Source organism: Burkholderia sp. MBR-1 (assembly GCF_013822785.1).
In the GTDB taxonomy this organism is placed as follows: domain Bacteria; phylum Pseudomonadota; class Gammaproteobacteria; order Burkholderiales; family Burkholderiaceae; genus Burkholderia; species Burkholderia vietnamiensis.
The window spans coordinates 559,020-571,197 of the sequence record NZ_CP053611.1 but is presented as its reverse complement, the minus strand read 5'-3'; the positions used below and the strand labels follow the sequence as shown (position 1 = coordinate 571,197).

Sequence of the window (12,178 nt, the reverse complement as noted above, 5' to 3'; positions counted from 1 at the left end):
GGGTATTCGCGTTCTTTACGTCCGCAGTGGCGCGTTGCTTCGTGCGGATGTGGTCGTGAGCAAGGCGACGCACACCCGTACCGGTTGAATGCTCTACCGATCGCCGTCCCGTGGATTGGTCCAGAACAGGACGACGATTGCGCAGCACAACAAACCAAACATAAGAAACAAATACATGCCGCGCCTTGATGCCAGTCGATTGGATGCTCGCACTGCGATCATCCGTATGATGAAAACAGGAAATATCAAGTATTCCCTTTAAGGTTTATAAGGCAGCGGCGGGCATATCTCTATTGATTAAAATCAAGCGGCGAAGAACTTAGATGAGAATTTCGAATGCCGAATATTTCGTATATCCAGCAGTGTGATGGCTGAGCCAGCATATTCGGCTTGCTAAGCACTTGAATGTGTGATTTGGTAAGACGTGAAGCGTCGTTCTATACGCGTCGAAGCAGATGCCTGAACGACCGCTGCGCTGCGGATAGGTCGGTGCCGTCACTTCCGTTCGGCCGCGAATGTTTAGTGGTACGCGGTGAATTATCGGGCTCGACGTTGGATTGCCGCGTGAGGCTTTCGCGGCCGCGGGTCGTTGCGATTCATTCGTTGCCGATGTGCTTGACCGCGAGATCGACGAACGCGCGCAAGCGATGCAGCCGCCTGAGATCGCGGTGGTAGCCCATCCAGATATCGCGTTGCGGCGGCTCGTCGCGTAACTCGAGCCTGCGAATGGTCGCGAGCTGATCGCCGACCGGCCGCGGCAATACGGCAATGCCCAAACCGCGGCCGCACATCTGGGCCTGGACATTCCGGTTATTCGATTGCAATACCACGCCCGCATTCGGAAAGCGCGCTTTCAGCCAGTCGATGTCGGGGAAGCTCCCGGTCGACGTATCCATCGCGATCAGGCGGTGCCCGGCGCCGTCGCCTTCGACCGGATCGGCATGCGCGGCCGCCACGTAGACGCCGTAGCGCATCCGCGTCAGCCGACGCTGCACGATGTCCTGCCCGGTGAATGGAACGATCCGGAACGCGACGTCCGCTTCACGCTGGGCGAGATTGAACAGGCGCGTGCCGGTCAGCACGTCGATTTCAACCAGCGGATAGTCGCGCGAATACTCGGCGATCACGGGCGGCAACACATACGCGCCGAACCAGTCGGACGACGATATCTTCAGCGTGCCTTCGAGCTTTTGCTGCTCGCCGGTCAGCCGGCGCTCCATCGTCAGCGCGCTTTCTTCCATCTGCTCGGCGAGCGGCAGGATGGCGACGCCTTCCTCGGTCAGAACGAAGCCGTCCGCGGTTCGCTGAAACAGCACTTGCCCCATCGACGCTTCCAGCGCGCGCAAGCGTCGCCCGATCGTCGGGTGACTCAGCGCCAGCGCGCGTGCCGCCGCGCCGAGCGTGCCCGTACGCGCAATCGCGAGGAAGATCCGGACGTCGCTCCACTCCATATCGATGTACCCACAAAAATGAACGGATGCTGTTCATTATATTGAATTGCCGCACGAAACTGAATTTGACAGACTTCGATCCACCGCATGTCGTCGCGATCGACTGCGGCTTCGGCCGGACCGCCGCACATCGGGCGGCGGGCAACTCAACGCAGCCGGCAGCCACGCTGAAGTGCTGCATCTGCCCGACCATCGGGTGTTCGGCAACGGCCACGGGCTCATCTACGAGAAGAACTCCGATGAGGCGCTGGCGCCGGTGCTGAGCTGGCTCGTCGAACATACCGAGGCAGCCGAGCCGCTGCACAGCACCTCGTGAACGCGCGTGTGCGCAAGGAGAGTCGAATGGAAATCGGCATCATCGGGATGGGTTCGATGGGGCGCGAGATGGCCCGCAATCTGGTCGCCGCCGGCCATGCGGTGACGGCGTGGAATCGGTCGGGCGGCGCCGTCGACGGCGTGCGCATGGTCGACGCGCCGGTGCATGCGCTGCAGGCCGACGTTGCGTTGACGATGCTGTCCGACGACGCGGCGATCCGCGCCGTGCTGCTCGATGCGAAGCTGTTGCAGCAGGCGCGGCCGGGGCTCGTGCATGTGGTCGCATCGACGATCTCGGTCGCGTTCGCGCACGAGCTGGTCGCGCTTCATCGCGCGGCGGGCGTCGCTTATGTGGCTGCGCCGGTGCTCGGGCGCCCCGACGTCGCGGCGCAGGGCGAGCTGAACGTGCTGGCCGCGGGCGCGCCGGCGGCGCTCGCGCGCGTCATGCCGGCGCTCGACGCCATCGGCAAGCAGGTATGGGACATGGGCGAAGCGCCGCCCGCCGCTTATGCCGCGAAACTCGCGTGCAACATGATGATCACGATGGCGATCGAAGCGATGGCCGAAGCGGTCGTGCTCACCGAGGCGAACGGGCTTTCTCGCACGCGGTTCTTCGAGTTGATCCTCGGCACGCTGTTCGGCAGCCGTCCGTATCGGACCTATTCGCGCAATATCGTCGAGAACGCGTATCGGCCCGGCTTCAAGGCGTCGCTCGGATTGAAGGATCTGCGCCTCGCGGGCGACGCCGCCGCGCAGGCGGGCCGCACGTTGCCGATGCTCGCGGTGGTGCGGGATCGAATGGCGGAAGCCGTCGAGGCGGGCATGGGCGATTGCGATTGGTCGGTGTTTGCGGGGTTGACGGTGGAGCAGGGTGGGTTTCGGGTGGGGTGAGCGTTGGCGGGGAATGCGGCGAGGCTGTCCGCATGTGCCGCGCCTCGCGACGACGAACGCGGCATCGAAACATGCGTGCCACCGCGGACGACGACTCGCACAGCGTCGGCTCTTTGCGCGGTAGTCTCGCCGCCACCGGATCGACCGCATTGGTCACGCGATCTCGCGCCGGTCCAGATAGCGAATTCTGTTGGAGGGCCCCCATACCCCGCCAAAACCCACCCCCCGCCCGCCCGAGTTAAAATCGCCCCCCAAGCCTTCCCCCGGCCCCGAGCCCCACGCTTTTCCGACCCGACACCCGCATGGAATTCCGTCAGCTACGCTACTTCCTCGCGGTGGCCGAGTATCTGCATTTCACCGAGGCCGCCGAGTTTCTCGGCATCGCGCAGCCGCCGCTGAGTCAGCAGATCCTGAAGCTCGAGCGCGAGATCGGCACACGCCTGTTCATCCGCCATCCGCGGCGCGTCGAACTGACCGACGCCGGCCGCCTGTTCCGCGAGCGCGCGAAGCATATCGTCGAAGAAGCCGAGCTCGCGCTCGCCGAAGCGCAGAACGCCGGGCGCGGCCTGAGCGGCCGGCTCGTGCTGGGCTTTGCCGGCTCGATCGTGTTCCATCCATTCGTCGCGTCGCTGATGCAACGCTTCCGGCGCGACTATCCGGACGTCCTGATCCACTGCGAAGAGAGCAACAGCCCGGCGCTGATCGACAAGGTGCTCGAGGCGCGCGTCGATGCCGCGCTGGTGCGCCTGCCGCTCGATTGCCGCGGCCTGGCCGTGCAGCCGCTGGTCGAAGAGCGCTTTCTGGCCGTGCTGCCGTCCGGCCACCGCCACGGCGCGGAAGCGGTGCTCGCACTGCACGCGCTGTCCGACGACCCGCTGGTGTTGTTCCCGCGCGCGATCGGCCCCGCGTTGTACGACGCGATCGTCGGCGCGTGCTGGGCAGCCGGCTTCACGCCGACCATCGAAATGGAGTCGCCGCAGATCCCCGCGTCGGTGAACCTCGTCGCGGCCGGCTTCGGCGTGACGCTGATTCCCGAGTCGGTGCGCCAGGCGCCGACGGATCGCGTCACCTACCACGGCTTGCAGGGTGAGCCGCTGCGCTCGCCGATCGTGCTCGTTCACCGGCCGCGCGAAAAATCGCCGGTGATTCAGAATCTCGTGCGCGCCGTCCGCACGCTCGCGCGCGAAACGGCCGACGGCGCCGCGACGCCGTGAAAGCCATGACCGCCGGCGCCCACGGGTGCCGCTAGCGGCGTCGGCCCGTCGGATTCGACGCGGCACGCCGCGCGGGAGCAGAAAACCGCGGGCGATCCGCCGGCAAACTGCCCGCAAACCACCCCGCACCACGCCCCCAATCGCCGCCGCCGCGCGACCCGCCGCGCCGCCTGCACGCCCGCCCGCGCGGCGAGCGATATGCATTTCGTCTTGAAATCGCGTCCACGCGATATTGGACTTCACCGCCCCGCACGCCTAGCCTTACGGCATTCCGATCGGACGCCGCTGCGGCGCCGTTCAATCCCTCTTCCGCGCTCGGTCAACAGGAGAATTCACGTGTCAACCGTATCAGGCGAATCGTCTTCGCCGCTTGCGCCGCCCACCGGGCGGCATGAGGCGTTCATCCGTTCGCTGACGGAAATCGTCGGCCAGCAGGACGTACTGACGAACGAGCGGGACACGCGGCGCTACCGGACCGGCTTCCGGTTCGGCGAAGGCCGGACGCTCGCGGTGGTGCGGCCCGGCACGCTGCTCCAGCAATGGAAGGTGCTGCAGGCCTGCGTGGCCGCGAACGTGATCGTGATCTGCCAGGCGTCGAACACCGGTCTCACAGGCGGCTCGACGCCCGACGGCGACGACTACGACCGCGACATCGTGATCGTCAGCACCGCACGGATCCGCAAGGTGCACGTCATCAAAAGCGGCAAGCAGGTGATCTGCCTGCCGGGCGCGACGCTCGATCAGCTCGAGCAGACGCTGAAACCGCTCGGACGCGAGCCGCACTCGGTGATCGGCTCGTCGTGCATCGGCGCGTCGGTGATCGGCGGCGTCTGCAACAACTCCGGCGGCGCGCTGGTGCAGCGCGGCCCGGCTTACACGGAGATGTCGGTGTTCGCCCAGGTCGGTGCGGACGGGCGCCTGAAGCTCGTGAACCATCTCGACGTGCGCCTGGGCGCGGTGCCGGAGGAAATCCTCGCGCGCCTCGACAACGGCGATTTCTCGGAGCGCGACATCGTCGACGGCGATGCGTCCGGTTCCGATCACCACTACGCCGAGCACGTGCGCGACGTCGATGCCGACACGCCCGCGCGCTACAACGCCGATCCGCTGCGGCTGCACGAAGCATCGGGCTCGGCCGGCAAGGTGATGGTGTTCGCGGTGCGCCTCGACACGTTTCCGATCGAAGCCGGTGCGAAGGTGTTCTACATCGGCACCAACGACATCGACGAGCTGACCGACATCCGCCGTCACGCGCTCACGCAGTTCAAGCGCCTGCCGATCGCGGGCGAATACCTGCATCGCGACGCGTTCGACATCGCGCAGAAGTACGGCAAGGACACGTTCCTGATGATCCGCCACTTCGGCACGAAGCGCATGCCGATGCTGTTCGGCTTCAAGAGCAAATGCGACGCGTGGTTCGACCGGCTCGGCTTCCTGCCGCGGCATCTGAGCGATCGCGTGATGCAGGCCGTCAGCAACCTGTTTCCGAATCACCTGCCGCCGCGCATTCGCGACTACGGCAAGCGCTACGAACATCATCTGATGCTGAAGGTATCGGCCGATACCGCGGAGGAAGCGCGCAGCTTCCTGACGTCGTTCTTCGCGAAGCGCACGGGCGCGTTCTTCGAATGCACGCCGGCGGAAGGCGAGAAGGCGTTCCTGCACCGGTTCGCGGCGGCCGGCGCGGCGATCCGCTACCGCAACGTGCATACCCGCGACGTGGAGGACATCGTCGCGCTCGACATCGCGCTTCGCCGCAACGATCGCGACTGGTTCGAGACGCTGCCGCCCGACATCGACGCGCCGATCGCGATCAAGCTGTATTACGGCCACTTCCTGTGCCACGTGTTCCACCAGGACTACATCGTCAAGAAGGGCAACGACTGCCTCGCGCTCGAACACGCGATGTGGAAGTTGCTCGACGCGCGCCGCGCCGAATATCCGGCCGAGCACAACGTCGGGCACCTGTACCACGCGAAGCCGGCGCTCAAGGCGTTCTACGAAGGGCTCGACCCGTGCAACTGCTTCAACCCGGGGATCGGCCAGACGTCGAAGTTCGCGAAGTACCGCGAAGCGCACGACTGATCCGCCGCGGCCGCGCCGTACCCCGAACCAGCAAACCGTTTTCAGGAGCCGCTGCATTGAAAGTAGCCTTGTTCATCCCGTGCTTCATCGACGCGTTCTTTCCCGACGTGGGCGTCGCGACGCTCGAACTGCTCGAGCGCCTCGGCTGCGAGGTCGACTATCCGCTCGACCAGACCTGCTGCGGGCAGCCGATGGGAAACAGCGGCTGTGAAAAGCAGGCCGCGGCCACCGAGAACCTGTTCGTGCGCAACTTCGCCGGCTACGACTACATCGTCGCGCCGAGCGGCAGCTGCGTGCATCACGTGCGCGACCATCTGAGTGCGGCCGATCAGACGCCCGACGCGCTCGCGGTCCGCCGCAACACCTACGAGCTGGTCGAGTTCATTCACGACGTGCTGCAGGTGCGCGACTTTCCGTGGGCGGAATTTCCGCACAAGGTCGGCCTGCACAACAGTTGCGGCACGCTGCGCGGCCTGAAGACCGCCAGCATGTCCGAAATCGGCGGCCCGTTCTTCTCGAAGCCGCTGACGCTGCTCAAGGGCGTGAAGGGCATCGAGTTCATCGAGCCCGACCGTCCCGACGAATGCTGCGGCTTCGGCGGCACGTTCTGCGTCTCGGAGGAGCCGGTATCCGCGCGGATGGGCGCCGACAAGGTGCGCGATCATGCGCGCAACGGCGCCGAGTACGTCGTGTCGGCCGATTCGTCGTGCCTGATGCATCAGAAGGGCTGCTCGGAGCGCCTCGGACTCGGCCTGAAGTTCATCCACATCGCGAGCATCCTGAACGGAGCACGAGCATGAAACGCGTCGACCACGTCGGTTACTCGAAGAAGTTCATCGCCGACGAGAAACACGTCGAGTTCCACGACAAGCGCCTGTGGGGGCTGCGCACCGCGCGCGACGAGGCCGTGCATGCGATTCCCGAATGGGAAACGATGCGCGCGCTCGCGTCCGCGGTCAAAGAGCACACGCTCACGCATCTGCCCGACTATCTCGAGCAGTTCGAGCGCAATGCGACCGCGAACGGCGTGGTCGTGCATTGGGCGAAGGACGCGGAAGAGCACAACCGGATCGTCTACGACATCCTGCAGGGCCGCAACGTGCGCACGCTGGTCAAGAGCAAGTCGATGCTGACCGAGGAGTGCGAGATGCGCCCGTACCTCGAGGCGCGCGGCATCGCGGTGGTCGAAACCGATCTCGGCGAGCGGATTCAGCAGCTCGACGACGAGATGCCGTCGCATATCGTCGTGCCGGCCGTACACAAGCTCGCGACGGACGTGGCGCAGACCTTTGCGGCCTCGTTCGGCACCGATCCGGCCGAAAGCAGCATTCCGCGGCTGGCCGAGGCGCAGCGGCAGGCCACGCGCCCGCACTTCCTCGCCGCGGAAGCGGGCATGACGGGCTGCAACTTCGCGGTGGCGGAGACGGGCGGCATCACCGTCTGCACGAACGAAGGCAATGCCGACCTCAGCGCGAACCTGCCGCCGCTGCACATCGCGTCGATCGGCATCGAGAAGCTGATTCCGAAGCTCGAGCACCTCGGCCTCTTCATCCGCATGCTGTCGCGCAACGCGCTCGGCTCGCCGATCACGCAGTACACGTCGCATTTCCGCGGCCCGCGCGACGGCGGCGAAATGCACTTCGTGCTGGTCGACAACGGCCGCTCCGAGCGGCTCGCGATGGACGACTTCTGGTATTCGCTGAAGTGCATCCGCTGCGGCGCGTGCATGAACACGTGCCCGGTCTACCGGCGCAGCAGCGGGCTGAGCTACGGCGGCGTCTACTCCGGTCCGATCGGCGCGATCATCAACCCGACCTACGACTTCAAGAAATACAGCTCGCTGCCGTTCGCGTCGACGATGAACGGCAGCTGCACGAACGTGTGCCCGGTCAAGATCAACATCCACGAGCAGATCTACAAGTGGCGGCAGATCATCGCCGAGCGGCACGCGCTGCCGTTCGTCAAGCGCGAAGCGATGACGGTCGCCGGCAAGGTGCTGTCCCGGCCGAAGCTCTATCGCGCGGCGATCAAGGGCGCCGCCGGCGCGATCTCGACGCTGCCGCGCGCGGTGCTGTACAACCCGCTCAACGAGTGGGGCAAGCAGCGCGAACTGCCGGAGCCGCCGGCCGAAACTTTCCGTGACTGGTATCTGAAGAGGAACAAGAAATGAGCAGCCGCGACCTGATCCTTTCCCGCCTGCGCGCGGCCGGCCGGACGCCGGCGCCGCTGCCGGCGGTGCCGTTGTTCGATCAGGATCTGCCGCCCGCGCTCGACGCGTTCAAGCAGGCGCTCGCGCGGGTCGGCGGCATCTGGTGCGAGCCGCCGGCGGACGGCGACCTCGACGCGCTGCTCCGCGTGCGCTTTCCGGACGCGCGGGTGGTCTGTTCGGCGGTGCCCGAGGTGGCCGGCACGCGGCGCATCGAAGCCGTCGAGCGGCCGCACGAGCTGAACGACGTCGACGTCGGGATCGTGCGCCCGGCGTTCGCGGTCGCGGAAACCGGCTCGCTCTATCTGAGCGAGCGCGAGTATCGCGTGAACGCGCTCGGCTACCTGTCGCAACATCTGGTCGCGCTGCTCGACCCGGCGCAGATCGTCGGCAACCTGCATCACGCGTATCACCGCCCCGAGTTCTTCGCGGCGCGCTACGCGTGCCTGATGAGCGGGCCGTCCGCGACGGCCGACATCGAAGGCGTGCTGATCCGCGGTGCGCAGGGCATCCGGTCGCTGACCGTGATTCCGGTCCCGCTCGCAGGCGACGCACGTTGAGCGCGCAGGATCGACGATGGGTCTAGTCTCAACCGCTCGCGACCGATTGCGGCGCTTCGTCAATCTCGGCGGACACTACCTGCCGCTCGCCGAAGCGCTGCGCGGCGGGCTGATCTGTGTCGTGCCGGCCGTCGCCGCGGCGCGGCTGCATATGCCGATGCTGTGCTGGTCCGCGATCGCCGCGTTCTGGACCTGCCTCGCCGACGAGTCCGAGCGCCCGGCCGCCGGCCGCCTCGCCACCGGCCTGTCGTTCGGGATGCTGGGCGGCCTGGCGTCCGCCAGCGCGATCGCGACGCATGCGCTGCCGCCGCTGTCGATCGTCATCGTCGGGGCCGTCGCGTATCTGGGCGCGTCGGCGCGCAAGTGGGGCGGCGCGGCCGGCACGCGCGGCATTCTGACCGCGACCGCATGCGCCGTCTCTGCATGCTTTCCGGTCCATGGCGGCGCGTCGGCCGTGCAGTACGCGCTGTTCTACTTCGGCGGCAGCGTCTGGGCGACGCTGGCCGGCATCGTCCTGTGGCAGACCGACGGCAGCGCACGCGCGCGGATGGCGACGATGGCGTTCCTGCATGCGATGGCGAACTTCGTCGAACGGCTCGCACGGGCCGCGAACGGCGATTCCGCCTCGCTCGAGCGCGGCCGCGCGGCATTGCGCGCGCGCCTCGACGCGATGATCGCCGTGTCGATGCACCCGCGCGGCGGTCTTCCGCCGCTGTCCGCCAAGTGGCGCGCCGATGCGGAACGCGCGATGGCGTTGCTCGCCGGCCTCGAGTCGCACATCGCCGCGGCCGGCGTCGGCGAACGGCGCGAAGCCGCCGCGCTGCTCGCGCCGGTGCTCGCGCAACTGGCGCGGCTCGTGGAAGCGTGTCCGCGCGCCGTTGGCCGCGACGGCGCGGCCGCCGACGCGGCGCAGTCGCTCGCGAACGACCTCGCCGAACTCCGCGCGACGCTCGCGGGGCGCGTCGCCGAGTTTCGCGTTGCGCATCGCGACGACGCGGGGCTGACGTGGTTGCGCGCGTGCGAAACGCTGATCGCGCGATACGCGGTAGTGCTGCTTCATCCGGCGGTGGAGTCGCCTTCTACCGCGACCGTTCCTGCGGCGCTCACCGCGCCGGCACCGGGCAAGCCCGCGCGCGGCGCGGGCCGGCTCGCCGCGCTGCGCCGCGAGATCGTCGCGCCGAATCCGTTTCATCGATATGCGTCGCGTCTTGCCGTGGCCGCGATGATCGCCGTCGCGCTCGCGCGCATCTCGGGCGTGCAGCAGGGATACTGGCTCGCGCTGACGACGATGTTCATCATGCAGCCGACGCTGTCGCAGACGGTGAAGCTGTCCGGGCTGCGCATCGGCGGCACGCTGCTCGGCGCGGTGCTCGCGTCGGCCGTGTCGCTGCTGGTTCACGATCCGCTGCTGCTGGCGCTGGCGGTGCTGCCGCTCGCCACCGGCACGCTCGCGACGCGCAGCGTGAGCTACGTGTCGTACATCCTGTTCCTGACGTCGCATTTCATTCTGGTCGCGCATCTCGGGACGCCGATCGGGCCGTCATGGATGCTGGCCGCGCTGCGGGTCGGCAACAGTTTTGCCGGGGTGCTGGTCGGCGTGGTCATCAGCCTGCTCGCGTGGCCGGACCGCGAGCATCACCGGATCGGCGAGGTGGCCGATCTCGCGATGGCGGCCACCGCGACCTACCTGCGCGCGGTCGGCGACGACGCGCCCGCGCACGCGCGTGCGCGCCGCGAATCGCTGACCGTGCTGCGCCGCCAGGCGTGCGTTGCGATCGATCGGCTCGATGCGACCATCGCGGCGACGCGCTTCGAGTCGATTGCGTCCGACCCGCGCACCGCGAGCGCAACCGTCGCGATGCAGCAGATGAAGGCGCTGGTCGGCGCGCTCGCGCCGGTCGAGTATCTCGACGATACGCTCGACGCGCTGGACCGGGCGACGATTGCCGCCGCCGCGCGCGACGCCGCGCGCCTGATCGCCGACGCCGCGCCGGCGCACGCGCACGCGCACGCGACGCGGCCGGAAAGCCCGCGCGACGGCGATCGCGCGTCAGGCCACGCGCGCGAAATTCAGCGGGAAGTGGCCGAGCGTGCGTGGATCGTCCATGCGCTGCGTTCGCGCATCTCGGCCGTGCAGCGCGCGCCGTTGCGCCGCGCGGAAGCGGCGTCCGGCAAGCCGTCGAGCGCATCGCGGCAGCGCGTATGAACCCACGGATTCGGGCCGCCGTGCGCGGCTGCATCGTCGCGCTGTTCATTCCGGCCGTCGCGCGTGCGCAGGGCACGGTCGCGATTTCCGGCCTGATCGACGGCGGGATCGCGTTCGTCGACGACATCGGCAGCCACCGCGGCGACGCGCACGCGTTCCAGGCGAAATCCGGCGACGCCAACGTGAGCCGCTTGACGCTCTCCGGCAACGAGCCGCTCGGCGCCGATCTGAACGCGTTGTTTCTGCTCGCGACGGGTTTTGCGGTCACCAACGGTGCGCTCGGGCAGCAAGGGCGGCTGTTCGGCTTCCAGTCTTACGTGGGGCTCGCGTCCGGCAGGTACGGCACGGTGACGGTCGGCCGCCAGTTCGATTCGACGCTGCAACTCGTTCAGCCGTTTGCATTGGCCGGCACGCCGTTCGGCGGCGTCGCGTTCGCGCATCCGTTCGACAACGACAATCTCGCGAACTACACGCGCACCAACAACTCGGTGAAGTACACGAGCCCGCTGCTCGGCGGCTTCCGGTTCGGCGCGACGTACGGATTTTCGAACGAGGCCGGCGGCTTCGGCGACAACCGCGGCTACGCGTTCGCGGTCACCTACGAGCACGGGCCGTTTTCGGCCGGCGCGAGCTACCTCGCATTCGACCGAGAAGGCAATCTGCCGCCCGCCAATGCCGACGGCGCGGAGCCGGCCGGCGCGCCGTTCAACGCGGCGCGGCAGCGCACCGTCAGCGCGGCGGCCGCTTACACGTGGGACCGGCTGCGGGTGTCCGCGATCGCGACGCGCACGCGGCTCGATGCGGTCACGTCGATCAACAACGTCGCCGATGCGCCGATCGTGCTGCACGGCGCGAACATCACGTTCCACAACGCGGAGATCAACGCGCGCTACGCGCTGACGCGCAAATGGACCGTCGCGGCCGACTACGTGTTCACCGTCGCGTCGTTCGACGGTGCGGCGGGCGCGGCGCGGCCGCGATGGCAGCAAGCGGGCGTCATCGCGATCGATGCGCTGTCGCCGCGCACCGACGTTTATACGGAAGCGCTGTTCCAGCATGCGAACGGACTGGCCGGAACGGGCATTGCCGGCGCGCAGATCTCGAATTTCTCGCGCGCATCCGGCGCGAACCAGTTGGTGATGGCGGTCGGGATCCGGCATCGGTTTTGACGCGCATGCGGGCGCGGTGGGCGTGCTCTGGCAGCCGCGTACGACCGCCAGGCTCGTCAAGCATCGCCGCAGCAAGCAACA

Annotated in this window: 10 protein-coding genes; 9 read left to right on the top strand and 1 reads right to left on the bottom strand. The window is 67.5% G+C overall.

Going from position 1 to position 12,178, the window contains the following annotated elements:
• Nucleotides 1–596: 596 nt before the first annotated feature.
• Nucleotides 597–1,451, bottom strand: coding sequence for a LysR family transcriptional regulator (locus tag MBR110_RS27065; protein WP_059463979.1), 855 nt, complete (start codon nucleotides 1,449–1,451; stop codon nucleotides 597–599).
• A gap of 172 nt (nucleotides 1,452–1,623) precedes the next feature.
• Here MBR110_RS27065 and MBR110_RS27060 point away from each other — a divergent pair, with 172 nt between their 5' ends.
• The 9 genes from MBR110_RS27060 to MBR110_RS27020 all read left to right on the top strand — a co-directional run bounded on the left by MBR110_RS27060 (nucleotide 1,624) and on the right by MBR110_RS27020 (nucleotide 12,097).
• Complete coding sequence (locus tag MBR110_RS27060; protein WP_014725976.1) at nucleotides 1,624–1,767, top strand: hypothetical protein; 144 nt, start codon at nucleotides 1,624–1,626, stop codon at nucleotides 1,765–1,767.
• A gap of 8 nt (nucleotides 1,768–1,775) precedes the next feature.
• A complete protein-coding gene (locus MBR110_RS27055) occupies nucleotides 1,776–2,657 on the top strand; it encodes an NAD(P)-dependent oxidoreductase (protein WP_230939102.1) in 882 nt (293 codons plus the stop codon).
• A gap of 302 nt (nucleotides 2,658–2,959) precedes the next feature.
• Nucleotides 2,960–3,871, top strand: coding sequence for a LysR family transcriptional regulator (locus tag MBR110_RS27050; RefSeq protein ID WP_034193912.1), 912 nt, complete (start codon nucleotides 2,960–2,962; stop codon nucleotides 3,869–3,871).
• Between the two features lie 336 nt (nucleotides 3,872–4,207).
• Nucleotides 4,208–5,956, top strand: a complete 1,749-nt coding sequence (gene dld / locus MBR110_RS27045; RefSeq protein ID WP_014725973.1) for a D-lactate dehydrogenase — start codon at nucleotides 4,208–4,210, stop codon at nucleotides 5,954–5,956.
• A gap of 56 nt (nucleotides 5,957–6,012) precedes the next feature.
• Entirely contained in the window at nucleotides 6,013–6,756 is a 744-nt protein-coding gene (locus MBR110_RS27040; protein WP_006481907.1) for a (Fe-S)-binding protein, read from the top strand.
• Nucleotides 6,753–8,126: a lactate utilization protein B gene (locus MBR110_RS27035; protein WP_006481909.1), complete on the top strand. Its 1,374-nt coding sequence runs from the start codon at nucleotides 6,753–6,755 to the stop codon at nucleotides 8,124–8,126. Before MBR110_RS27040 ends, MBR110_RS27035 begins: the two co-directional genes overlap by 4 nt.
• Nucleotides 8,123–8,722, top strand: coding sequence for a LutC/YkgG family protein (locus MBR110_RS27030; RefSeq protein ID WP_059669109.1), 600 nt, complete (start codon nucleotides 8,123–8,125; stop codon nucleotides 8,720–8,722). The genes MBR110_RS27035 and MBR110_RS27030 overlap by 4 nt, the downstream gene beginning before the upstream one ends.
• A gap of 16 nt (nucleotides 8,723–8,738) precedes the next feature.
• Nucleotides 8,739–10,928 (top strand): FUSC family protein, encoded by a 2,190-nt coding sequence (locus tag MBR110_RS27025; RefSeq protein ID WP_176154191.1) that lies wholly within the window; start codon nucleotides 8,739–8,741, stop codon nucleotides 10,926–10,928.
• On the top strand, nucleotides 10,925–12,097 hold the full coding sequence (locus tag MBR110_RS27020; protein ID WP_059894400.1) for a porin: 1,173 nt from the start codon (nucleotides 10,925–10,927) through the stop codon (nucleotides 12,095–12,097). Before MBR110_RS27025 ends, MBR110_RS27020 begins: the two co-directional genes overlap by 4 nt.
• Nucleotides 12,098–12,178: the final 81 nt, after the last annotated feature.

Excerpts from the sequence above, each read along its gene's own strand:
- MBR110_RS27065 (WP_059463979.1), bottom strand. The coding sequence starts at position 1,451 with ATGGAGTGGAGCGACGTCCGGATCTTCCTCGCGATTGCGCGTACGGGC.
- MBR110_RS27050 (WP_034193912.1), top strand. The coding sequence starts at position 2,960 with ATGGAATTCCGTCAGCTACGCTACTTCCTCGCGGTGGCCGAGTATCTG.
- MBR110_RS27035 (WP_006481909.1), top strand. The coding sequence starts at position 6,753 with ATGAAACGCGTCGACCACGTCGGTTACTCGAAGAAGTTCATCGCCGAC.
- MBR110_RS27030 (WP_059669109.1), top strand. The coding sequence starts at position 8,123 with ATGAGCAGCCGCGACCTGATCCTTTCCCGCCTGCGCGCGGCCGGCCGG.
- MBR110_RS27025 (WP_176154191.1), top strand. The coding sequence starts at position 8,739 with ATGGGTCTAGTCTCAACCGCTCGCGACCGATTGCGGCGCTTCGTCAAT.
- MBR110_RS27020 (WP_059894400.1), top strand. The coding sequence starts at position 10,925 with ATGAACCCACGGATTCGGGCCGCCGTGCGCGGCTGCATCGTCGCGCTG.